This is a genomic window from Indolivaga alginatilytica (assembly GCF_003201355.1).
Lineage (GTDB): Bacteria > Bacteroidota > Bacteroidia > Bacteroidales > Dysgonomonadaceae > Dysgonomonas_A > Dysgonomonas_A alginatilytica.
In genome coordinates this window covers 55,387-80,895 of sequence record NZ_QICL01000015.1, presented here as the reverse complement: position 1 = coordinate 80,895, position 25,509 = coordinate 55,387, and the positions used below count along the sequence as shown (strand labels likewise).

Annotated in this window: 19 protein-coding genes; 9 read left to right on the top strand and 10 right to left on the bottom strand. The window is 35.3% G+C overall.

The genetic code is table 11. The annotated features are described in order from the left end of the window. Position 1: 1 nt before the first annotated feature. The 8 genes from CLV62_RS12325 to CLV62_RS12290 form a co-directional block, all read right to left on the bottom strand. On the bottom strand, positions 2-2,209 hold the full coding sequence (locus CLV62_RS12325) for an alpha/beta hydrolase (protein WP_110311094.1): 2,208 nt from the start codon (positions 2,207-2,209) through the stop codon (positions 2-4). A 51-nt stretch (positions 2,210-2,260) separates the two neighbouring features. Further along, the gene (epsC, locus tag CLV62_RS12320) at positions 2,261-3,079 is read right to left on the bottom strand and encodes a serine O-acetyltransferase EpsC (RefSeq protein ID WP_110311093.1); all 819 of its coding nucleotides are present in this window, start codon (positions 3,077-3,079) and stop codon (positions 2,261-2,263) included. A gap of 8 nt (positions 3,080-3,087) precedes the next feature. After that, positions 3,088-4,065 carry an acyltransferase family protein gene (locus CLV62_RS12315; RefSeq protein WP_110311092.1) on the bottom strand — a complete coding sequence of 326 codons (978 nt, stop codon included), beginning with the start codon at positions 4,063-4,065 and terminating at the stop codon, positions 3,088-3,090. Then, on the bottom strand, positions 4,055-4,240 hold the full coding sequence (locus CLV62_RS12310) for a hypothetical protein (RefSeq protein WP_110311091.1): 186 nt from the start codon (positions 4,238-4,240) through the stop codon (positions 4,055-4,057). Before CLV62_RS12310 ends, CLV62_RS12315 begins: the two co-directional genes overlap by 11 nt. Positions 4,241-4,332: 92 nt before the next feature. Continuing rightward, positions 4,333-5,586: a glutamate-5-semialdehyde dehydrogenase gene (locus CLV62_RS12305; RefSeq protein WP_110311090.1), complete on the bottom strand. Its 1,254-nt coding sequence runs from the start codon at positions 5,584-5,586 to the stop codon at positions 4,333-4,335. Between the two features lie 4 nt (positions 5,587-5,590). Then, positions 5,591-6,685 (bottom strand): glutamate 5-kinase, encoded by a 1,095-nt coding sequence (gene proB, locus CLV62_RS12300; RefSeq protein WP_110311089.1) that lies wholly within the window; start codon positions 6,683-6,685, stop codon positions 5,591-5,593. Positions 6,686-6,973: 288 nt separating this feature from the next. Next, entirely contained in the window at positions 6,974-8,623 is a 1,650-nt protein-coding gene (locus tag CLV62_RS12295) for an AMP-binding protein (RefSeq protein ID WP_110311088.1), read from the bottom strand. Positions 8,624-8,724: 101 nt separating this feature from the next. Beyond that, positions 8,725-9,279 (bottom strand): helix-turn-helix domain-containing protein, encoded by a 555-nt coding sequence (locus tag CLV62_RS12290; protein ID WP_110311087.1) that lies wholly within the window; start codon positions 9,277-9,279, stop codon positions 8,725-8,727. Between the two features lie 244 nt (positions 9,280-9,523). Here CLV62_RS12290 and CLV62_RS12285 point away from each other — a divergent pair, with 244 nt between their 5' ends. Both CLV62_RS12285 and CLV62_RS12280 read left to right on the top strand, forming a co-directional pair. After that, entirely contained in the window at positions 9,524-11,803 is a 2,280-nt protein-coding gene (locus tag CLV62_RS12285; protein ID WP_110311086.1) for a cation:proton antiporter domain-containing protein, read from the top strand. 42 nt (positions 11,804-11,845) lie between these two features. Then, positions 11,846-14,065: a tetratricopeptide repeat protein gene (locus CLV62_RS12280; protein ID WP_110311085.1), complete on the top strand. Its 2,220-nt coding sequence runs from the start codon at positions 11,846-11,848 to the stop codon at positions 14,063-14,065. A gap of 12 nt (positions 14,066-14,077) precedes the next feature. On the opposite strand, the gene CLV62_RS12275 is transcribed toward CLV62_RS12280, so the two are convergent. Beyond that, entirely contained in the window at positions 14,078-14,884 is an 807-nt protein-coding gene (locus CLV62_RS12275) for a hypothetical protein (protein WP_110311084.1), read from the bottom strand. A 397-nt stretch (positions 14,885-15,281) separates the two neighbouring features. Here CLV62_RS12275 and CLV62_RS12270 point away from each other — a divergent pair, with 397 nt between their 5' ends. The 5 genes from CLV62_RS12270 (at position 15,282) to CLV62_RS12250 (ending at position 22,408) form a co-directional block, all read left to right on the top strand. Further along, on the top strand, positions 15,282-16,919 hold the full coding sequence (locus CLV62_RS12270; protein WP_110311083.1) for a dipeptidase: 1,638 nt from the start codon (positions 15,282-15,284) through the stop codon (positions 16,917-16,919). A gap of 22 nt (positions 16,920-16,941) precedes the next feature. Next, on the top strand, positions 16,942-17,817 hold the full coding sequence (locus CLV62_RS12265; protein WP_110311082.1) for an urea transporter: 876 nt from the start codon (positions 16,942-16,944) through the stop codon (positions 17,815-17,817). Between the two features lie 587 nt (positions 17,818-18,404). Next, on the top strand, positions 18,405-19,937 hold the full coding sequence (locus CLV62_RS12260) for a Do family serine endopeptidase (protein WP_110311081.1): 1,533 nt from the start codon (positions 18,405-18,407) through the stop codon (positions 19,935-19,937). Between the two features lie 195 nt (positions 19,938-20,132). Continuing rightward, on the top strand, positions 20,133-20,993 hold the full coding sequence (locus CLV62_RS12255; protein WP_050708991.1) for a sigma-70 family RNA polymerase sigma factor: 861 nt from the start codon (positions 20,133-20,135) through the stop codon (positions 20,991-20,993). Positions 20,994-21,142: 149 nt separating this feature from the next. Further along, positions 21,143-22,408, top strand: coding sequence for a cation:proton antiporter (locus CLV62_RS12250; protein WP_110311080.1), 1,266 nt, complete (start codon positions 21,143-21,145; stop codon positions 22,406-22,408). 5 nt (positions 22,409-22,413) lie between these two features. Here CLV62_RS12250 and ybaK read toward each other — a convergent pair whose 3' ends face one another. Further along, the gene (gene ybaK / locus CLV62_RS12245) at positions 22,414-22,899 is read right to left on the bottom strand and encodes a Cys-tRNA(Pro) deacylase (RefSeq protein WP_110311079.1); all 486 of its coding nucleotides are present in this window, start codon (positions 22,897-22,899) and stop codon (positions 22,414-22,416) included. A 303-nt stretch (positions 22,900-23,202) separates the two neighbouring features. Here ybaK and CLV62_RS12240 point away from each other — a divergent pair, with 303 nt between their 5' ends. Together CLV62_RS12240 and CLV62_RS12235 are read left to right on the top strand one after the other, a co-directional pair. Then, positions 23,203-23,562: an RNA recognition motif domain-containing protein gene (locus CLV62_RS12240; RefSeq protein WP_110311078.1), complete on the top strand. Its 360-nt coding sequence runs from the start codon at positions 23,203-23,205 to the stop codon at positions 23,560-23,562. 114 nt (positions 23,563-23,676) lie between these two features. After that, positions 23,677-25,503 (top strand): LptF/LptG family permease, encoded by a 1,827-nt coding sequence (locus CLV62_RS12235; protein ID WP_110311077.1) that lies wholly within the window; start codon positions 23,677-23,679, stop codon positions 25,501-25,503. Positions 25,504-25,509: the final 6 nt, after the last annotated feature.

Here is a 25,509-nt window from a genome sequence, read left to right as displayed (position 1 = left end):
TTCAATTTACTCCTATTTTATCAAGTATAATTTCTCCGCGATCAGTTTTGTCGAAAATGAAACGTATTTGTTTTATTTCATTAGGGTTAAAGTAATCATTTTCTGTTCTTAATTCAGAGAAAGGTATTTCAATATATTGCAATATTCTTTCGAAAGAATCATTTTTACCTAAAGTGAAAATTGAATTTGATTTTGTTAATTGTACTTTCAATGGGGGAGGCAATATCATCAAAGAACTGAAAGTTCTCTTGACAGTGCTGGTATTAGTGACCAACTCGATTGTAAAATCTACACTATCAACATCTCCTTGATTATTGCAAATAAAGAAAAATAGATTTTTAAGCAATTGATTCTGTGATATCTTTCCGATGCTATCGTTTATATTAATTGTGTATTGCGATATACCTTTTAAGGTCTGTTCTGCCTTATCCCATCCTAGAAAGACCCCTGCATTTTGTTGTGAACTATTCCAATCATCTCTGAATGGTAATGTATTTTCTTTCCAGACTTTTAAATTCTCTCCCTGTATTTTTGCGCCCGATAAAGTGGCAGTCGTTACATTAAAATCCTCTTCGTAGTTTGCAATATATCTGAAATCAGAATCTTCAAATTGATTTATATAGAATTCTTTGGGTAATATTTTATTCACATTTCTATAGTCTTTAAATATGGGGATAAATTCTTTTCTCTTTTTTAAAGAAGCCTCCATAAATGCTGAGATATAAATTTGAGCAACTTTTTGTTGATCTTTTTCCTCCATAATTGGCTTCAAGTTCAAAAACCAAGACTTGGGTGTTGTGGTATCAATTTTACCCCATACGGTATTAAATTGCCCATGATTTGCTCTGTAAATATAAAGTGCGGATTTAAAATGATAATTGTTGTCAGTATAGCACACTCTATTATAAAATCGGTTACCTGCAAACCAATATATATCCTGATCGTATCCTCCATGAAGAAGTAAATAATCTATATTTTCTAATTTTAGAGGAACTTCTGTTTGAGGGTTGTATGAATCGGTAGGCGCAATCTGAATAATTCCTCTAATTGAAAAATTAAAATCGAATTTTATATTGGCATCATTATGATAACGTGTGTGCTTATTAATAACAGATGCAAGGGCGATAGCCGGGCCTCCCCGGGAATGACCGATAAGCCCGATGTTATCCATATCGACTTTGTTATAAAAATAATTGCCTTCTGTATTGTTCCATGTTCTCCATTCTTCCAGATGTTTTAAAATTAACCATGCTCTGGTAAAAACCTCAGTATGATTGTAGTCACCAATCCAGCTAGCATTGAGAAAATTTTCATCAATCGAAGCTACAATATATCCCCTGCTTGCTAGTAATTTACCTAAATATTCATATCCGGGATCTGAGAAATTCTGCATCTGATGATTGCCATGTACAATGATTACTAAAGGAAATTGTCCTTCTTCCTCGGGATACCACACACGAGCATTGACAGGATATGCTTTGGAGTCAAATCCCCAGTATATCTTCCTTAGATAGTTGCCAAAACCGGAAGTCTGATCAAAAAAAGGTGTAGCATCAACAGTTGAAGTTTTTATGCTGACTTCATTATTATAATCAGCACGACGCAGGTCATTGCCACTACCATAGAATAATGTTTTTACCTTGTAATTACCCTCTATAGATGGGTCTTCAATTTCATTAATTGATGCTTTTTGATTCCAGTATCGATCTGTTACAGGAGCAGTGTTATTAAAACCGTCATTCCATAAATAATAAAAGAGGTATCCGTTTGCCAGAACTGCAACTATAATAAGGATCGCAGAAACATATTTTTTGAGACCTTTAGAAATAGCTAATCCAATTACAGCACCCGATATTAACCCTGAAATAATAAATGGATGTATAAAAAAACTATCAGGTAAGTAGTTTGCAATGATAAAAAATGAGAGAAATACTACGACAAAAACAGGGTTGAACTCTTTTACAATTGTAAAAGCTGTTTTTAGGATATAGAAAGATACCCCAAAGGCAATAATGAGAATGAGTGAGCCAACAATAATATCAAAAGCAGGAGAGATACCTGTTTCAATATATTTTGCTATACTTAGCAAATAGATCAGCATAGCCATAATTACGCCTATTGTGGCTCCTTTTACTGACTTATTTCCAATATTGGTAATTGTAGTTTTTATCTCTTCCCAAGAATTAAGATAAAAAGTGTTTTTCTTCATTATATTAGAGACCCTTAGTGATTCAGATTATAGTTTTAACCTTATTATACTTCATATTGTATAATTGAATGAATCTTCAAAATCCTGAGTAGTTCTTATTCTTACCTCAGAGTTATGAAAAACAAGGGAGTAGGGAACAACACTTCTAGTAAGCCATACGTTTCCTCCAATTGTAGAATCGTGACCTACAACTGTTGTACCTCCTAAAATAGTAGCTCCAGCATATATAACTACATTATCTTCGATGGTCGGATGCCTTTTTTTGTCTTTTAGTTCTTTGGTGACAAATAAAGCTCCCAAGGTTACTCCCTGATATATTTTTACATTGTTGCCTATAATAGTTGTTTCCCCGATAACAATTCCTGTTCCGTGATCTATAAAGAACATATCACCTATCTGTGCTCCCGGATGTATATCTATTCCTACTGATGCATGGGCGTATTCAGAGAATAGTCTAGGAATAATAGGAACATTCATCTTATATAGAATGTGCGAGATACGATGCACTGTAAGAGCAAAGAAACCGGGATATGCTATGATAATTTCTTCTATACTACGAGCTGCCGGATCATTTTGCAGATAGCATTTTGCTTCATTATATAATTTAATTCTCAGGTCGGGTAGTTCAGCAATAAATGAATCTACTACTTTTTCAGCTTCTTTTTTGTTGATTAAATTTGATATATTCTCTAATAATACAGAATATACAAAATTGAGGTTGTCAGAGGTTGATGTGCAATTTTCATCACAAATAGGAAATAACAATTGATGAAAGATAGTATGTAGAGCAGCTTCCAAATCAATCTTGTTAATTGGAAGAGTATTGGATTTAGAATTAAGTAATTCTGATATTTTATTTAAATCAGTCATTTTTTTGTTTATAAGAGGATTTTTAGAAATCTGTTGAGCCTTACTATGAGATAGGCGACAGGCAATGTTGTAATTGTAATAAATAAAAAGAAAAGAACTGATGAGCCAAGGTATCCATTTATATCGAAATATAAACCGGACAAGAGTGCCATAGGATGTACAAGGAAGATTGCAATAGACATATCAGCCACAGTGTTATACTTTGTATAGGGACCCATCTTACCGTTCTTAAGCACGTATAAAAAAAGAGCAGGGCATAAAAAGAGCGGTACTATATACAAGTTATTTGTTACCTGCTGTTCCATATATATATATGCTTCTATCATTAAGGCAATGCTTCCGATTGCGAGAATATAAGGCATGAATTTTTTGATTTTTGAATAGGATACATATTTTATTAAATGCCCGATAGTAACAAATGGAAATGCCCAGAATAGAAAATTACGATATTTCATAACTTCGAATGAAGAATAAGGGTCTCTTTTTTGTATAAAATAGCCGATAAAGAAAAAAGCAATAGATAATATAATAAGTCCGAGCTTATTTACTTTTATCTTATTTAAGAGATAAAGTATTATTATAGCTCCAATTACTGACACCAGATACCACAAGTGAAAAAGACCATTTGCAGTTGTTATTATTAGAGATTTAATGTCGTCTTTAAACTGTGGATAAAACCAAGGGAGGTATAACAGTGTCCAAACGATATATAATATTATTAGTTTGGTTAGATACTTGATGGTTTTTTCCCTACTTGTTATATCAAGAAAGTATCCGTTTATTATAAAAAAAAGCGGGACACTTATTTTCGCTAAACCATATGATAGTTCCCAACCGACTATGTATCCAATATTTTCAAGTAAATTTCCATTTTGGGGCGGATAAATAGTCACAAAGGGACAATGCAGCATAATCACTAAAATGCTTAATCCTACTTTGAAATAATCAAGAGTAATATTTCTTTTGTTTATAGTATTATTCTCCAAAATAATCTTTTTTATCTCTTTTACGATTGTATAGTTTTTTGCTTTTATGTACTTTAGTTATAGCAGTAAAACCTACATTGGTTTCTAATTGGGTTTCTCTATCTGCTTTTTTTACAGCTTTTATATAATCCTGAATAGTTATTTTTCCTCTTTCCTGATTCCTCTTCTTTTTCATCTAAATCACGTTAAATATTTAATGCAATGTTTTATCGCCATAACTGTCTCTGGTTTTTATACCTAGCCAAAGCAATAAAAAAGTCTGAGACCTTACGATTTTCTTGTTTGTCCGCTTCCTTCAACAATCCATTTGTAGCTGCAAAGTTCCTGCAAAGCCATCGGGCCGCGGGCGTGTATCTTTTGAGTACTGATTCCTATCTCTGCTCCAAGTCCGAATTGGGCGCCATCGGTAAAGGCTGTTGAAGCATTTATATATACGCATGCAGCATCTATGAGGAATTGAAACAGAAGGTTTGCCGATTCGTCTTCAGTTATAATAGCCTCACTGTGTTTAGAACCGTATTTTGAAATATGATCAATTGCATCATGGATATTATTTACTATTTTTACAGCCATTTTATAATCTAAAAACTCAGTACCGAAGCTTTCACCAGATGCTTCTTTCAGTAATTTAGAAGGGTAATGACCGTGTAATGCTTCATATGCCAATTTGTCGGCATAAATTACCACATGATCGTTTTTCAGATTTTCACAGATATAAGGCAGGTCATTTAAGCGATCTTTATCAATAACGAGACAATCGAGAGTATTGCATACGCTTACCCGCCTTGTTTTTGCATTATGAACTATTTGTTGAGCAATTTCTTTATTCCCTTTGGAGTGGAAATAGGTATGACATACACCTGCACCTGTTTCAATGAATGGAATACGTGCATTATCTCTCACATAATTAATAAGAGAGCTGCCGCCTCTGGGAATAATAAGATCTACATATTCTCTTGCATTCAGCAATTCATCAATTACTTCTCTGTCATTAGGTAATAAAGTGCATATATTGGGATTTGCATCATAATCATCCAGTACGCCTCTGATTATTTCAACTATGGCTCGATTGGAAAAAGTGGCATCGGATCCTCCTTTTAGCAGACATACATTGCCGGACTTGAAACATAGCGAGAATACATCAAAACAAACATTCGGACGAGCTTCAAATATAACTCCGATAACACCGAATGGAACCGCTTTCTTGGTTAAATGTAAACCATTATCAAGTGTTTTGTTTTCAAGGACTCTGCCAATAGGAGAGGGTAGGTTGATTATATTTCGGATATCGGATACAATCCCCATAATACGCTCTTCTGTGAGTTTTAATCTGTCGTATTTAGGATTGTCTTTGTCCATTCTTTGGAGGTCTTTTAGATTTTCCGAAAGAATGTAATGTATTTTTGCTTCTGTTTCTTTTGCAATAGCTTCCAGTAAAGAATTAATCTGTTCATCCTTTAAAAGAAGTAAGCTTCTTCCTGCTGTTTTGGCTGCTTCAAACAGCTGTTTCGTGTCGTCCATTTTTTTATTTGTCTATATATAGGTAATCGTAATGTATAATTGGTTTTTCATTACTCTTGCCTATCAATTTTTCTACTGTTTTACTGTCAAAAGCAATGCGACCAACTCCGATTTGCTTTTGCTTGGTGTCAATAATTTTTACTATATCATCCACTTCAAAGTCTCCTTCTATTTTCACTATTCCTATGGGTAGTAAACTTACAGCTTTTTCACTGATTAGGGCTTCTTTTGCTCCATCGTTGATATGTACTTCGCCTTTGGCAAAGCTTTCGGAATGGGCAATCCACTTCTTGACATTAGAAACTGCCTTTTTAGAGGGTTTGAAACGTGTGCATATAGTTTTAGGATCGGATATGAGATTTAGTAAAATATCATCAGTCTTTCCGTTCGCTATTATTACTTCGATGCCTTCTTCCGCTATCTTACGGGCAATGTTGTATTTGGTTTGCATTCCTCCACGTCCCGATGTCGATTTAGAAGTCTGTATAAATTCCTCTATCTGATCTTTCTTAGGGTTTATCTCGGAGATTACACTTGCTTTTGGGTCGGCAGGGTTACCATTATATATACCGTCAATATTACTCAGTATAATTAACGTCTGACAATTCATCATTGTTGCAACTAAACCCGATAATTCATCGTTATCAGTGAACATCAATTCATTTACCGAAATAGTGTCGTTTTCATTCACAATGGGTGTTACACCATTTTGAAGCATGACTGTCATGCAATTGCGTTGATTAAGATAATGTCGGCGGGTTGCAAAGTCTTCTTTAGTCGCCAATATTTGACCGCAAACTATATTATAATTATCGAAAAGCGTAAAGTATTGATTGATAAGTCTTACCTGACCTATTGCCGAGTATAACTGACGGGCAGATACTACATCCAATTTCGATTTGGGACGAATAGTTGATTTACCTGATGCTACGGCTCCTGATGAGACAAGAATAATTTCAATCCCTGATTTACGTAGTTCAGCAATCTGATCGACCAATGCAGACATTCGGGTAATATCCAGCGTACCATCCTTTCGGGTTAAGACATTACTACCTATCTTTATAACTATTCGGTTCTTTTTCGAATTTTCTTTTTTCATTTTATATAAAGGTCACAGACCTTCTTATTTCTTTATCAAGTATAAAAAACAGTTGACAAGTTACTTATTTATTTGTCAAAGTTAATAAAATCTCGAATCAAAAAAATACCTGCCCATTGTTATATAAGCAGGTATTTGTAAAGAGTAGAGTTTATTCCCATAGGGGCGTATTGCATATTTAGGCCGATATAAACTCTGGCTTCTTATATTTATTGCTCTATTTCGTGATTATAACAGTCAAAGACTATTATTTGCCAAAGCAATAAAAAGGTCTGAGACCTTGAATCTTTATCTTTTTCGTATTTCCGCCCGTTTTATTTTACCGCTGATTGTTTTGGGGAGTTCTTCCACAAATTCTATAATTCGCGGGTATTTATAGGGTGCAGTTACTTTCTTTACATGATCCTGTATTTCTTTAATAAGAGCTTCCCCGGCTTTATTTTTATAATCGGCAGCCAGAATTATAGTCGCTTTTATTATTTGACCTCGAATTTCATCAGGTACACCTGTTATGGCACATTCAACAACAGCAGGATGGGTCATAAGCGCACTTTCTACTTCGAATGGTCCGATTCTGTAACCGGAGCTCTTGATTACATCATCGAGGCGACCTATAAACCAGAAGTAGCCGTCTTCGTCTCTCCAAGCTACATCGCCTGTATGATATACATTATCATAATATACTTGATTGGTAAGCGCCTCGTCCCGATAATATCCCATAAATAAACCAAGAGGTTTTATTCCATTATTTGTTCTTATGACTACTTCACCCGATTCTCCTTCTTCGGCAGAACGTCCTTCGGCAGTAATAAGGTCAATATCATAAGCAGGATTCGAAACACCCATTGCTCCGGGTTTCGGTTCCAACCAAGGGAAAGTTATAATAGTGGGAGTAGTCTCTGTTTGCCCGAATGCTTCCATCATTTTGATTCCTGTAGCCTTGTAAAATGCTTCGAATACCGATGCATTAAGAGCTTCTCCTGCTGTAGTGCAGTATTTAAGAGACGATAAATCGTATTTGCTCATATCGTCACGAATCATAAACCTGTATACTGTGGGAGGTGCACAAAAAGATGTGATTTTATATTTTTCGATCAATTCCAACATTTTTGCCGATGTAAATTTCTCATGATCGTAGGCTACTACCGTTGCTCCAACAATCCATTGGCCGTATAGTTTACCCCATACAGCTTTAGCCCAACCTGTATCGGATACAGTTAGATGAACGCTGTCCTCGGTCAGGTTATGCCAATATTTGGCAGTAACTATATGTCCTAACGGATAAGTATAATTATGAATTACCATTTTAGGCTCACCGGTAGTTCCCGAAGTAAAGTAGAGTATCGAAATATCCTCATTGTTATTTACGTGTCCGGGTCGAACGAATGGTTTGGCATTATCTAATCCCTTATAGAAATTTTTCCAACCATCGGGTATATTATCCCCCCATGTGATAAGATGCTTTATGGTCGGTGATTGTGATAATGCTTCATCTACATGTTTACGGATAAGATCATCATCTGTTGTGACAATAGCTTTTATATCAGCAGCATTATTTCTGTAAATGATATCTTTAGGAGTAAGAAGATGTGTTGCAGGAATAGCTACAGCTCCTATTTTATGTAGTCCGACAATAGCGAACCAAAATTCGTAGCGGCGCTTCAGTATCAGCATTACTTTATCACCTTTACCGATAGCTAATGACTGAAAGAATGAAGCTGCCTTGTCGCTTTGTTCTTTTATATCTTGAAATGTGAAGTCTATATGTTCCCCTTCTTCATTAGACCAGCAAAGTGCTATTTTAGAAGGGTTTGTTCTAGCCCATTCATCTACAATGTCGTAGGCAAAGTTGAAGTTGTCAGGAATATTTACGTGAAAATTATTTTTGAAATCCTCGGTAGATGTAAATTCTATTTGTTTTAAAAATTTCTCTAACATAGTTTCTTGAAATTAAGGTTTGAGACCTATTTGTTGGTTTGGAAAGTATCGTTAAATAGTTACAAGTAATATTTGACTGATAACTATTGACTGATTTTAGTTTAAACTATTACTGCTAAAAATTTAACGGGTTTTCCATCTAAAGCTTTCATGCCATGAGGTAAGCTCGGGTCAAAGTAGAGGCTGTCGCCTTTTTCCAGAATAAGGTCTTTTCCATTTATCCGGATTAAAAGCCTGCCTTTAAAGACTAGATTGAATTCCTGCCCCGGGTGTTTACTCAGGTGGATAGGCGCATCGTCGGTTTTGGGTTCTACCGTGACTATAAATATCTCAGCTTTTCTATTAGCAAAGCCTGTTGCCAAAGCCTGATATTGATACTCTTCCACACGCTTGATTGCTAACCCTTTTTCTTTTCGTGTAATAGCATAGCTACTCATTCGGGGTTCCTCGTCAAACATGAGGGTTGTGAGATCTACATTGTACTTGGTGGCAATTTTTTTAAGCAAGCTGATCGAAAAATCTTTTTTTCCTGCTTCGTACTCGATATAATCTTCGAGTGTAATATCGCATGACGTTGCAAATTCAGATTGTGTAAGCTCCAATGCATCACGGAGACCTTTAAGCCGCAGACCAATTTGTATTAATTCTTCATTCATCAGAATATAGATATTTAAATGGTGATTATAAGTAATCTAAAAAATAATAAATGCTACTCTTTTAAATTGAAAAAAGCTATAACCTGTAAAAACAAGCAAAAGCTTTATAACCTTAATGCTCCCAAAGTTAATGAAAAGTTTTCTACACCTGTAAAAAAGTTGAGACTATTATATAGTCTAATAGAACAGCCGTCTAACGCAAAATTTATATATTTGTATCGGAAATGAATTATGTATTAATCGTATGAGTAAACATAAAAACCTTATTTTTTATATATCGATTGTAGGTGTATTATCTATTGTAATCTATTTTGTATTGTCCTTAGGTCAAAATCAATTGGCTGTTAGTTTGGATGGAAACGAGGTTGTTAATGGATATTCTGCTTGGTCTAATTTTTCGACTTCTGTATTGGAAGAAGCAACCGGTTCTACTGCATTATTGATTCTTCAAATCATTGTTATTTTATGTTTTGTTCGTCTTTTTGGGTGGATTTGCCAAAAAATAGGACAACCGACCGTAATTGGTGAAATTATAGCAGGTATTGTACTGGGGCCGTCTCTTTTAGGTGCATTTTTTCCTGAAATGTCAAATCTTATTTTTCCCGCATCGTCCATTGGTAGTATAAAACTTCTGAGTGAGATAGGATTAATTCTGTTTATGTTTATCGTCGGGATGGAGCTGGATCTCAAAGTATTAAAGAACAGAGCTAATGATGCTATACTGATAAGCCATTCATGTATTGCAATTTTATTTACATTCGGCACTGTTTTTTCATATTTTATTTACCCTTATTTCTCTCACCCCGATGGTCATTTTGTGTCCTTCGCTTTGTTTATGGGGATAGCCATGAGTATAACAGCTTTTCCCGTGTTGGCGAGGATTGTACATGAAAGAGGACTTAATAAAACACCTTTGGGAGCTATGGTGATTACCTGTGCTGCCGTAGATGATATAACAGCATGGTGCCTTTTGGCGGCAGTTATTGCTATAGCAAAAGCAGGAACTTTTGTCAGCTCTTTGTATGTAATCTTTTTTGCTGTGGTATACGTTGTTCTGATGTTTAAATTGGTACGTCCTTTTTTACAACGTATTGCGGATCTTCAGACTTCAAAAAATATTATAAGTAAATCCATCATAGGGATCTTTTTTCTTGTCTTATTTCTTTCCTCTTACTTAACCAGTATAATAGGTATTCACCCTTTGTTTGGAGCTTTTTTGGCAGGGGTTATAATGCCTCCTAATATTAATTTCAGGAAATTGTTTATTGATAAAATTGAAGATATATCACTGGTAATACTTCTTCCTTTGTTTTTTGTTTATACAGGTTTGAATACAAGGATAGGGTTATTAAATGACGGTTCTTTATGGATGATCTGCGGAATAATTATTTTACTGGCTACAATCGGTAAGCTGGTAGGAGGAACTTTAGTCTCAAGATTCATTGGCTTTGACTGGAAATCAAGCATGACTATAGGGGCATTGATGAATACCAGAGGTTTAATGGAACTGGTGGTACTTAATATTGGCTATGATCTGGGGATTCTTACACCCGAAGTATTTGCAATGATGGTTGTAATGGCTCTTGTAACCACTTTTATGACAAGTCCTCTTCTTGATCTTATCGATAGAATTTTTAAAAATAGAGTTCCTGAAAATAGTATTACAGAACGTAAAATATACAAGATATTAGCTCCTTTTAAAAATATAGAATTGGGGGAAAAACTGCTGTTGATAGCTAATTCTTTTGTGAAAAAGAGCCAGAATTATTCGGAGATTAATATGGTACATTTTACCCCGGGTAATAACCTGTACCAATATAATATAGAAGATGAGGAACGTGATACTTTCGAGCCTATTTTGGAGAAAGCCCGTGAATTAGGTCAGCCGGTTAATACAATGTTTGAAGTGGCATCCGAACCTTTTGCTAAAATAGTAAAGTTGTCTAATGATGGCGATTATGATCTTTTGCTGATTGGTGCACATTATTCTATATATCAAGGAAATTTATTAGGACAGTTTTTAGGTCTCTCTACTAAATTATTACGTTTTCCTGCTCATTTATTCTCGTTCTTAAAGAAAAACAAGAGAGTCACCAATCGTGATGTTTTATCGTTGGGTGATGGAACACATTCTGTCTTGAAAAATAGTAATTTGTCGGTTGGCATATTTATTGATAGAGGTTTAACAGAGATCAAAAATGTTATAGTACCCATTTTGGATGAAGACGATATTTTCGTTGGTGATTTTATGGAGCGTCTTACCCAAAATTCATATGTTCGTATAACCCTTTGGGATGCAATCGGTTTAATGGATAAATCAATTGAATTTGTAAAAAGTGTAAGAGGTATAAAAGCAGTCAATCCTTATTTATTCCAATTATGGAACAATAACATTCCGATAGATGTTGATATTTTTAAGAAGCACGATTTATTAATGGTGAGCTTAAAGAGTTGGAAAAACCTGAGAGAGAGATATCCCTCATGGGAAAAAGATGTTCCATCTACTTTAATATTAAACGATTGATATAAGTGTCTAGTTTATCACTAATAATACTGAATCGAAATTATGGATTATAAAAATGCACTTACATATAAGAAAGAGATACTTGAAAAGCTGTCAAAAAGGCAGTTGAAGGATGCTTTTGAGTTATTGACAAAATTGGTTGTGAATACTCAAGACTGGCATGCTTCGGAGAAACTGAGCGAGTTAGAAACCAATTATAAGTACATGTTGCATTATCAGTTTGAGGATACAGTTGATCCTCAAAAGGATGCTATATATAATACGATTCTGAGGACTTTGTACGAAATGACTGACGATGCTGCGGATGAATTGTTGACTATCGACTCATCTAATATTTTTTATGAGCGATTGAGAATCAATACAGTCCGTACGCCTTTGACATTAGGCGAAATTCAAAAGCAACTGAAAGATGTAACCGAGTCATGGGCTTTAGCTGATCTTCTCGAAGCAGGGGATGTTAAGCAAGCCAAGGAGAGAGAACTGTCAGTTAAAAGAGAACGTACAGGGTCTGAGTTATTCAACTATATGTTTGTGTCAGCACGAGCTACAGAACAAGATGAGATCGAGTATACTTCTTTTATCAATCATCAAGATGTTCCTGTTCGTGAAAAGCTACTATTCATATCAGCTTTAACTCTAAATCTGTTTCATCGCTTTGATGGACGTAAGCTTTGTGTATTAATGAACGCATGCCAGTCGGAAGAAAGTTCGATTAGACAGCGTGCTATAGTAGGTCTTATTATTGTTTTGCAGATGTATGACGTACGCTGGCAGTTGTATCCCGAATGTCAATTTAAATTGGATGCTTTGGCAGAAGATGAGGCATTTCGCAGATCGGTGTTGGCTGTGGTGAAACAATTGATCCGCTCACGTGAAACAGAAGAGATAAGCCGTAAACTGACAGAAGAGATTATACCCGAAATGATGAAATTCAATTCGCTTGCAGGCAAGAAATTGAATATGCAGGATTTGATGGGTGAAACCGATTTCGCAGATAAGAATCCCGATTGGCAGAAAGAACTTGAAAATTCGGGATTAGCTAATAAACTACAAGAATATTCCAGTCTGCAAATGGAAGGCGCAGATGTTTTTCATTCGACATTTTCGAGTTTAAAGAATTTTCCGTTTTTTGGAGAATTAGGCAATTGGTTTTTGCCTTTCGATGTTCAATATTCGGAACTTCAGCCTCTCTTCTCAGACAAAGAAGGTTTAAATGTGTTGTTACAAACAGCGGTTTTGAATTCATCACATATGTGTAATTCGGATAAGTATTCATTTGCTTTTAGTTTGATGCAGATTCCATCGAGTCAAAGACAAATGATGGCAGCGCGTTTTGGTGAAGAATCGGATCAGTTGAAAGAGATGCAAAAAGAAGCTGAGTCGCTCAACTCTAAAGCGGGCGAGGAGGTAATATCTAATCAATATATTCAGGATTTGTATCGTTTTTTTAAGTTATATCCATATAAGAATAACTTTTTCGATATATTCAAATTGAGATTGAATTTTTACGATAAAAAGTCTATTAGTCCATTGATTTCGGATCATAGCAGCATGTTGCAAATTGCTAACTATTGTTTTGATAAGAATTTCTTTTCGGAAGCTTTAGGTATTTATCAAAAATTGATAGATAATGGTGCTTTAGAGTCTGACCTCTGGCAAAAGATGGGATATTGTAAACAAATGCTTGATGACCTTAAGGGAGCATTAGATGCATACTTGCAAGCCGAATTATTATCACCCGATAATTCTTGGATTATAAAAAGAATTGCACAGGTTTATAAATCATTGAAAGATCCGCAGCGAGCGTTGGAGTACTATCAGCGTGCAGCTCAGCTGAATCCTAATAATTTGAATCTTGAGCTAAATATAGGTCATTGCTATTTAGATTTAGGAGAATATGATAAAGCATTGAATTGCTATTTTAAGATAGAGGTATTGGACAGTAAAAGTTCAAGAGCTTGGCGACCTATTGCCTGGACGGCATTTCTTTTAAGAAAATTCGAGTTGGCACAACAATATTATAAACAGATATTGGCTGACAAACCGAATGTTCACGATTTCTTGAATGCAGGTCATGTTGAGCTGTGCTTAAACCGAAAGAAAATAGCACTGGATTTGTACCTGAATGCTGCAAGGAAATCATCCGATTTCAATCAATTTGTAGCTCTATTTGAAGAAGATGCTAAAGAGCTTAGTGCTGCAGGAGTAGATACTTCCTTCTTTCCATTCTTGCTGGATGAATTAAGATATAAACTCGATTAAAGAGTTTATATCTTAATCGCAAGGTATTCCAAATAAATCGAGTCCATCTTCCCATATAGGGGTAACAGTTCCATCTTTTTCCAACCTGAATATTGCTCGTGAAGGAAAAAAGCATTCTGTAGTTTCGAAGCTAAATGTATCTCTCCATTTAAAATCATCTGTGTAAACAAAATACAGATTGTCTATATTCGCATATACTTTAGTGGGTATATTGTCTGCATAATCCGATTGTATATTGCTATAATGATCGTTTATTTTCGCTTCTATTTGTTTGTAGTTTGTTCCAAAAACTAAATTAATCTTCTTATCACTTGCAAAAATTGGTTTTCCGTTTTTATTAGAATCAAAACGGTCTATTGTAAATGCAAATATATTGGTTTTGCATTCATCCAATCCTAATACTACCTTTTGAGGTTTCTGAATTTCGAAGCCTTTCGTTCCATATATGTAAAAGTCTTTATCTAGAAGAGGTTTCATCTCTTTTTCTACTCGTTCATTATATAGAAGGCTGTATACCCCTGTCGAATCTACTATCTGTACCCCTTTAACAGGTACTGCTTCATCGAATTGAGTATAAAACCAGTTTGCTTTGATCGAGTCTTGCTCCTCTATTCTGTCGAATATTTTATCGAAAACAGTAGCTGAGTCAGTTTCTGCGTGATTAATTACAATTGCGGTTGTTTTAGGAGATAATTCATATACCGAGTATATCGAATTACTTTTTAAGGTTTTGTCATTTATATCAGTTCCTCCAACATGCTGAGCAGGGTATAAAATACCTAGGAGAATAAGAGCACTTAAGAAATATAAGCTTCTCATAAATAGCGGTTTTTCTTTATTTAATGTAAAAAAAAATTAGTTCGCAAATGTATAATAATAATTTGATCTATTTGAGAAAAGAGAGATAAGAAATAGAAGAGGTTTAAAATAATAAAAGGAGATTTTTCACAAAATCTCCTTTTATGAGTTAATTTAGGTATTAGTGTTTAAGGTAAAAAGATTGTTTTAGGTTATCGATACAAAGAAACATGTTTATTAGATAAGTTCCAAGTAAAAATTTATATTGTAAAACATGTTTTACGTTCTGTTATCATTAAAATATTTTGATTATATTAAATTGTGTTGAAAAGACTCATAAACTCCACTTTGCTTTTATTTTTTTATAAGTATATTTACAACATCGAAACAAATTTAATAAAATATTATAAAGAAAAAAATGATGAAAAAGGCTTTATTGTTACTTTTTTCAGTTCTTACTACTTTTTCTACAGGCTTTGCATGTACGAACCTGTTAGTTGGAAAAGCAGTATCGGCTGATGGCTCTACAATGATAACTTACTCTGCCGATTCGTATTCTCTATATGGAGAATTGTATCACTGGCCGGCAAAAAAATATGCCGCAGGAGAAATGCTGAAAGTATATGACTGGGATTCGGGTAAATTCCTAGGTGAAATAAAGCAAGCCGCTGAAACATATAATGTGGTAGGAAATATGAACGAGCATCAGTTGAGTATTGCCGAGACTACATTTGGTGGACGTGAGGGGTTAGTTGATCCCGAAGGTATTATAGACTATGGCAGTCTTATATATATTGCATTACAACGTGCTAAAACTGCGCGTGAAGCTATAACAGTAATGACTGATCTGGTTGCGGAGTATGGTTACGCAAGTGGCGGTGAGTCTTTTTCTATTGCCGATCCTAATGAAGTGTGGGTAATGGAAATGATTGGAAAAGGGAAAGGTAATAAAGGTGCGGTTTGGGTTGCAGTGCGTATTCCTGACGATTGTATATCGGCACATGCCAATCAGGCACGTATACAGCAATTTCCTTTGAAGGGTTCTAAAGACTGTCTTTATTCTAAAGATGTAATTTCTTTTGCTCGTGAAAAAGGATATTTCTCAGGCAAAGATGCGGACTTTAGTTTTGCAAAAGCATATAACCCTCTTGATTTTGGTGGACAACGTTATTGTGAAGCTCGTGTTTGGAGTTTCTTTAATCGTTTTAATAAAGATATGGCAGGGTTTGTTACCTATGCTTTAGGACAAACTCATGAACCAATGCCTTTGTATATTAAGCCTGACAGAAAGGTTAGTCTGACAGATTTGAAAGATATGATGAGAGATCATTACGAAGGTACTCCATTAGACTGGCGTTTTGATATCGGTGCAGGACCTTTTGAGGCTCCTTATCGTTGGGCTCCGCTAGAGTGGGAGGTCGATTCGGTGAAATACTGTAACGAACGTCCTATTGCAACCCAACAAGCAGGCTTTGTGTTTGTATCTCAAATGCGTTCGTGGCTACCTGATCCGATAGGTGGAGTGCTTTGGTTTGGTGTGGATGATCCTGCACATACTGTATTTACGCCTATGTATGCTTCTATAACTGAAATACCCGAATCATTCAAGGTGGGGAATGGAGATCTTTACAACTTCTCTTGGACTTCTGCTTTTTGGATTAATAATTGGGTGTCTAATATGGTGTATGGTAAATACAATTATATGCACCCTGATTTACTTAAAGTACAACAAGAGTTGGAATCTAAATTTTTGTCTGAGCAATCGGAGATTGAAAATAAGGCTTCTCAATTGTATGCTCAATCGCCGGCAAAAGCAGTGTCTTATCTGACAGAATATAGTAATGAGCAGGCACAATATGCTTTTGATAAGTGGAAAAAGCTAGGGGAATTCCTGACAATTAAATACATGGATGGAATTGTTCGTAAAGAAAAGGACGGGGAGTTTATTCGTAATGAGTATGGAAATCCATCGGCTCCACAGCGTGTTGGATATCCTCAAAAATTCTATCAAGAAGTAGTAAAACAGACCGGAGATAGATATAAAATTACAGAGTAACTATTACTTTATTATTAATAAGATGAACAATGTTCTAACTTTCTCTAAATCTGTCTTTCGAGGTTTTGGACAAATCATGTTACAAGGTAACTATTGGACAGGAATACTTTTTCTTATTGCCATTTGTTATGATTCGGTATGGATGGGAGTAGCTGCCCTGCTCAGCAATATAATAGGAGTATTGACAGCGAAGATTCTTAAATTCGACAAAGCCAATATCGAAGACGGTCTTTATGGCTTCAATGCAACTTTAGTTGGTGTTGCACTGGTTTTCTATTTTCAGTTTAATATCTGGGTTGCATTGGCAATTGTTATAGGATCTGCTGTGAGTACAGTTTTGATGGAGATTGCTCTTCGCAAAAAGTTTCCGGCTTTTACATTTCCATTCATTTTGGTTACGTGGATTCTTCTATTCATTCTTAGTATTCCTCACTTGGCTTTGCCTACAGTGTCGGAACATTTTGTGGATATTACTGCACTGGAAGACTTCTGGATCGAAGGTCATGCCTTTGGACAAGTTATATTTCAGGGAAGTGTCATTGCTGGCCTCATCTTTATAATTGCTGTATTTATTAATTCGCCTATAGGTGCATTATACGGATTTGTAGCCTCTATTATCAGTATGGCTATATCACATCACTTTAGCCAACCTATCGATCAGATTACTGCCGGTATTTTCAGTTTCAATGCAGTATTGTGTGGTATTGCCTGTAGTGGTCTTAAGCCGCGTGACGGTGTTTATGTGTTTATTGCGGTTGTTTTGTCTACCCTTATCGACATATGGATGATAGAACATGGCTGGACTACATTGACATTTCCATTCGTACTTTCTATGTGGATAGTGCTGGTAATCAAAAAATATACTTCTAATATAAACTTGCTACCAAATGATAAATAACTCCTGTAATTTCTAATTATAACAAAGATTGCCCATATGTTGTATTTACATATGGGCAATTTATTTTCTACAATTTATAAGTTTATTTGTTTTTTAATTGATTCGATTGAGTTCCATTCAAGCTACTTTATAAAATGATGCAGTTTCTTCTGTTCACCGCAAATTGAGTGACGAAATTTACGGTGGGTTATCATTCAAAAAAAGATTATTTTATGACATTATAGAAAAGTAGACAGTATGTCTTTTTTTGCATAAATTTAATAATTAGTGTATTGTGTGGGAATATATATAGAATATAGCTAAAATCACAAATATCTACTTTTGATATACCGTCTATTACCCTGTTAAAAGTACTACCTTTCATTGATGATATTCTTTTTGTGTCATTTGTGGCTGACAAGTTGACAGTGAATAGATCAAATAAATGTTAGCTTTGATTCATAGCTTGTTAAACCCTGTTAAGGCTGTTTTTTACAGGTTAAAAGTGTTAAAAAATAGGGTTTGTCATACAAAAGTGAATGTTTTTTGTTTATACATTTGGAGAAAGATATTAATTGATTAATTAAAAAATAAAAACGAATTAGAATATGAAGAAATTTTGGAAAAGTGCTTCTACTTATGTTGTGGCTGCATTGATTAGTATTGGTGCTTCATACGGCACATATAGTTATTTAAATAGCCGATCTAATTACAGCAGTGCCGACATATTTAATTATGGGCAGGATTTCGATCAAAAGAATGTACATCTGGCTTCTTTGACTGCGGATGGATATCCTGATTTTACCAAAGCTGCCGAAAGTTCGATTCATGCAGTGGTGCATATCAAGTCTACTGTCAAAGCAACCGAAACTGCCGGTCGTCGTCAAAGGCAAATGGTAGATCCTTTTGAATATTTCTTTGGATTTGGTGATCGGGGAGGCTCTGAATATGCAAATCCTCAACCAAGTGTAGGTTACGGATCGGGAGTTATTATCTCTAAAGACGGGTATGTAATTACAAATAATCATGTAATTGACAAGGCTACAGAGATAGAGGTTACAATGAACGACAATAGAAGATTTCCGGCCAAACTAGTTGGTGCCGACCCTACGACAGATATAGCTTTGTTGAAGATAGAAGGAGCAGAGTTTCCTTACGTACCATTTGGCAATTCGGATGACTTAAAAGTCGGAGAGTGGGTATTGGCTGTAGGGAATCCATTTAATCTGACTTCTACTGTGACTGCCGGAATTGTGAGTGCTAAAGGTCGTGGAGGTATTGGAGCCGGAAAACCCGGTGGAGGAGATATGACTATCCAATCCTTTATCCAAACTGACGCAGCTATCAATCCCGGTAATAGTGGAGGTGCATTGGTGAACACAAATGGACAGTTAGTAGGTATTAATACAGCCATATATTCTCAAACAGGAAATTTTGCAGGATATGGTTTTGCTGTTCCTATTTCAATTGCCGGAAAAGTAGTAGCTGATATTAAAGAGTTTGGAACTGTTCAGCGTGCAGTTCTTGGTGTTATGATTAGCGATGTAGCTGCCGTTGAGGATATGAGCCCTGAGAAAGCTAAAAATCTTAAAGTAAAAGAAGGTGTTTATGTTGGAGGTTTTGCAGATCGTAGTCCGGCAAAAGAAGCAGGTGTTCTCGAAGGCGATGTGATTGTTGCTATAAATAAAACTAAAGTTCGTAATGTTGGAGAATTACAGGATTATGTGAACAGATATCGTCCTGGTGATAAGGTAGAATTGACTGTTGATCGTAATGGTAAACAATCTACTATCGGAGTAACTTTGAAGAATAGTTTGGGAAGTACTTCTGTGGTGAAGAAAACCGATGGTCTGGCTTCTGTAGGAGCTGCATTTAAGAATCTGACAGAAGAACAAAAGAAACAGTATGGCGTAAGCTATGGTGTAGAGGTTGCCGGAGTTGATGATAATGGTAAATTTAAAAAAGGAGGAATTGCAAAAGGATTTATCATTATGAAAATCAACAATAGACCTGTAGCTTCAGCCGAAGAAGCCGAACAAATAATAGAAGCAGTAGCTCAAAGTCAAGATAAAGGGTTATTTATTTCAGGATTCTATGCAAATGGAAGAACCAAGTATTATGCGATTGATCTGAATGAATAATAGTAACTCTAAGTCGAATTAACAAAGTATAACGTTTAGCTCTTCGATCAAAATGAAGAGTTAAACGTTATTATATAAAGGAACAAAGATATATTACATAGAAGTGATTTTTATTATAATTAGGTGACCTAAAATTGATATTTAATTTATACCTTTGCACACTTGTTTGAGAAAATTAATATTTAAAGCGAATAAATGAGACAGTTAAAGATTACAAAATCGATAACAAATCGAGAGAGTGCATCTTTGGATAAGTATCTTCAAGAGATTGGTCGTGAGGATCTTATCACTGTAGAAGAAGAGGTGGAGTTGGCTCAGGCCATAAAGCGAGGAGATAGAGCAGCGTTGGAGAAACTTACACGGGCTAATCTTCGTTTTGTAGTATCAGTAGCAAAACAATACCAAAACCAAGGATTGAGCTTACCTGACCTTATTAATGAAGGGAATTTAGGTTTGATAAAAGCAGCTGAAAAATTTGATGAAACCAGAGGTTTTAAATTTATCAGTTATGCTGTTTGGTGGATTCGTCAATCTATTTTGCAAGCATTAGCTGAGCAGTCGCGTATAGTACGCCTTCCTTTGAATCAGGTAGGTTCGCTAAATAAAATCAGCAAAGCTTTCTCCAAATTTGAGCAAGAAAATGAACGTAAGCCCTCACCAGAGGAATTGGCAGAACAATTGGATATTCCGGTTGATAAAATTTCCGATTCTTTAAAGGTGTCAGGCCGTCATATTTCAATGGATGCTCCGTTTGTAGAAGGCGAAGATAATAGCTTACTTGATGTATTAGTGAATGATGATGCTCCTATTGCAGACCGTGCATTGATGAACGAATCTCTTCAACAGGAAATCGAAAGAGCCCTATCTACTTTGACCGAAAGGGAAAGCGATATTATCAAAATGTTTTTTGGTATAGGGTGTCAGGAGATGACATTAGAAGAAATTGGAGACAAATTCCAGCTTACGCGTGAGCGTGTTAGACAAATAAAAGAAAAGGCAATCAAACGATTACGCCAAAATTCGAGAAGTAAATTACTGAAGGGTTATTTAGGTTGAGAAAACCTGATACTCAAAATATATAAAGGGATTGCTAGAACAGCAATCCCTTTTTTTTATCACAAAACAAAAATACTACTTGTTAAAAAACTGTTTTTTATTATATTTGTGTGACAAACTTCCTTTTTTACCCCTTAAAAATGTCATAAATGGAATTATACTATTCATTTTCTATTCTTATAGTTATTGCAACGATTTTCTCTTACGTGAATGTAAGATTCTTAAAGTTGCCCGCAACTATCGGCATCATGGTTATTGCTATGATTGTTTCTATATTATTGGTTTTTATTGGAAATTTGGTAACCACAGGACCTTTGCAGGATTTTTCGACATTGATAGGAAGCCTTAATTTTTCAGAGATATTGATGAATGGTATGCTTAATTTCTTGCTTTTTGCAGGAGCTATACATATCAATATAACTGATTTGAAAGAACAGCGGTTACCCGTTATTATCTTTTCGACATTGAGTGTTATTATCTCCACATTTGTAATTGGCTTTGCTCTGTACTTTCTGTTAAACAGATTGCTGCCAATGGTCGATTTGCATTTGGAGATTCCCTTTATATACTGTTTACTTTTTGGTTCATTAATTTCACCTACCGATCCTATTGCCGTATTAAGTATTTTGAAACAGGCAAATGTATCGAAGTCTGTGGAAACTAAAGTTGCAGGTGAATCACTCTTTAATGATGGTGTTGCAGTTGTGGTTTTTGCAGTCATATTAAAATTGGCACAAGGCGAATCAATAGATTTGTCTATAACCAATATAGCATGGTTATTTATAAAGGAGGCACTTGGAGGGTTTCTTGTAGGTCTTTTGCTTGGTTATGTCGCCGCTAGGGCAATGAGAACAGCGAATGATTATAAAGTTTCGGTCTTAATAACATTGTCGGTTGTTATGGGTGGTTCGTTGATTGTTCATGCGATGCATATCTCAGGACCTTTGGCGATGGTTGCTGCCGGTCTTATTATAGGGGAGTCTAAAAGGAAGCGAAAAGAAAATGAAGAAATCGTGACAACCAATCATGTCGGTCATTTTTGGGAGTTGTTGGACGAAGTGTTTAATGCTATCTTATTCCTTTTTATAGGATTCGAGTTGCTTCTTATCCCTAATCTTCATAATTATTGGTTGATAGGCTGTATTTGTATTGTAGTTGTCTTATTTGCCCGATATATATCAATAAAAATACCTACACTGATAATTCCGTTTAAAGAGAAGTTCTCCAGTGGAACTATAAAGATACTCGTTTGGGGAGGTCTTCGCGGTGGAGTTTCTATTGCTTTGGCTCTTTCTATAGCCGAAGGCCCCTTTAAACAAGTGCTTATAGCCGCAACTTACTTTGTAGTAGTATTTTCTATTATAGTTCAGGGTTTGACTATAGGTAAGCTGGCAAAGAAAATAAAAATTTCATAGATTAGTTATTCTTCTTGAATACATAGTGTGCAAACTGTAGCTTCGATAGCCTTCAAAAGGTCTGCCGGAGCTATTTTTATTTGTAAACCTCTCTGTCCCGCACTGATGTAAATGAAATCGAAATCTTCGCAAGTAGAATGGATGTACATGGGATATTTCTTTTTCATTCCGATAGGAGAACATGCGCCCCTAATATACCCCGTTATTTCCAAGAGGTCTTTCATGAGGATCATATGGCAGCTTTTGTTTCCTGAGGCTTTGGCGGCAAGTTTCAAATCAAGCTCCTCTGCTCCGGGAATTATGCAAACAAAATATCCTGATTTGTCACCTTTAAGAACCAATGTTTTAAACAGCTGTTCTATGGGTTCGTTTAATTGTTCGGCAACATGAATCGCACTCAGATCCGATTCATCTACCTCATAGGATATGAGTGCGTAGTTGACCTTTATTTTGTCCAGTAATCTGGCTGCATTTGTTTTGTTTATCTTCATCTTCGAATATTTATTATAGAATGAATATATGGCAAAAGTAATTGTTGTAGAATATAGTCGGCTATTAAAATAATGTTAATTAAATTCTAAAATTGTAGGGTTTAGTTAAAACTTGGAAGTGGGTTGCTTATTTATCCCGTAAATACATAAGTTCTCAAATTTATTATTACATTTGCGAGTGCATAAGTAATTTTTAGACAGATGGGTTTAATTTCTTTCTCAAGTATCTTGGTTAGTATAGTCTCTCTGAATTTGGTTCTTTGCTAAACACAATTATTTATTTTTTTTTAATTACATTTTTTTATGAACATTTTTATTGCAGGTTTAAGCTATAGTATTACAGATGCTGACCTAAACGATTTATTTGGAGAATACGGAGAGATTGCTTCTGCTAAAGTTATTATGGACAGAGAAACTGGTCGTTCTAAAGGTTACGGTTTCGTTGAAATGAATGACGAAGCTTCAGGTCAAAAAGCTATCGATGAGTTGAACGGTGCTGAGTATGATGGCAGAACTATTTCTGTATCAGTAGCACGTCCAAGAACTGAAGGTGGTGGCGCAGGTGGTCCTCGTAGAAGCAATTCTGGCGGCGGATTCGGTGGCGGTGGCAACAGAAGAGGTGGTAACTCAGGTGGCGGCGGTTTCAATCGTGAAAGATATTAATATTTAGAATATTTATATAAAGCCATAAGAAAAGAGATAGTTTATACTATCTCTTTTCTGTTTTTTAGCAGCTTTTTTTTACTAACTTTGTTCTTGTAAATAAGATAGAGTTTAATGTTGGGTATAAAACGTTTATACATATATATATTACAGACATTTGTGCCGGTGTTTTTCATGACATTTGCCATTTCTTTGTTTATTATATTGATGCAGTTTCTTTGGAAGTACGTTGAGGATATGGTTGGTAAAGGACTCGAAACCCATGTGCTTGCCGAGCTATTTACATATGCTGCGCTATCATTGGTGCCTATGGCATTGCCTTTGGCTATATTACTGGCTTCTTTAATGACCTTTGGTAATCTAGGAGAGCGCTATGAGTTACTGGCTATAAAGGCTGCCGGTATATCTTTACTCAAAGCCATGCGCCCACTGATTATACTTATGGTATTTATTTGTGTAGGGGCTTTCTTCTTCCAAAATAATATTATTCCTAAGATTAATGTTAAGCTTAGGTCTTTAATGATTTCGGTAAGGCAAAAATCGCCCGAACTGGATATCCCCGAAGGTTCTTTCTACTCTGGCATAGAGAACTATAATATTTTTGTAAAAACAAAAGATAAAGAAACAGGTACATTGCGGGATGTAATGATTTATGATGTATCTAAAGGCTTTGATAATATGGCTGTGATTGTTTGTGATTCAGCCAAAATGAAAATGTCTTCCAATAAAGACTACTTACAGTTAAATCTGTTTTATGGACAACAATTTTCAAATTTTAAACAATCGGGTTTAGACGATAGGTCGGTTGTTCGAAATGATAAATTTGTACCGTACAGTCGTGAGAACTTTAAAGAAAGGCAGGTTATTATTCCTTTCGATGCCAATTTTAACAGGATGGACGAATCGGCTATGGATGGAACCCAGATAGCCAAAAATGCATCACAATTGAGAGCGTCTATAGATTCACTTACAATCATAGTAGACAGTTTGAATATAAACGACCGGAAGGTCATGCTTAATTATACCTATTTGTCGTATCGCAATAACTATCATGCAGATACCACAAATATAAAAGAAGAAAATAATACGGCATTTGTATATAGCCTCGATTCTGTGATGAATTCTCTTTCTCCTACAGAAAAGACAAGCATATATACCGATGCTATGTCTAGAGCCGAAGCCAATAAGAACGATTTTATGTTTCGTTCGATTTCTAAGATCGATACTCAAAAAAAGATACGACAGCATAATGTAGAACTGCAGCGTAAATTTACCTTATCGTTTGCTTGCTTAGTCTTCTTTTTTATTGGTGCCCCCTTAGGTGCAATCATACGAAAAGGAGGGTTAGGAATGCCTGTTGTGGTATCCGTTATCCTATTTATTATTTATTACATAATAGATAATCTGGGGTATAAAATGGCAAGGGATGGTGTTTGGGCTGTATGGCAGGGAGTTTGGCTGAGTTCCTTTATATTATTCCCGTTAGGTGTATTTATAACCTATAAAGCGATAAACGACTCTGCCCTATTTAATGCTGATGCTTATCGAAACTATTATGTAAAGGTGTTTGGGGATCGTAGTTTGATGACTGTTGAACAGCTTTATTCTAATTACAATAAGTGGGCTAAAGATGCTTTGAAGGTATTTGCTGTTTTTATAGTAATTTCTGCTATACGCATATTTACAAAGGGTTTTATAGATTCCACCTTTTCGGTTCTACAATGGATAAGTGGCATATTATATTTATTTCTACTTATTGAGATATTTTTTACACGGCAGGAGTTTTATTCTCGATTAAAAGAGAAGATCGAAATGTCAAATATCATTTTAAATTTCACAATTGGGATACCGTTTTATTGTGTTCTTTACCTTTTACAAAGGAATAAGATGAAAAAGTTATTCCAATCAGAACAAACGCAGAAAATAACAATAAATATTTAAGATATT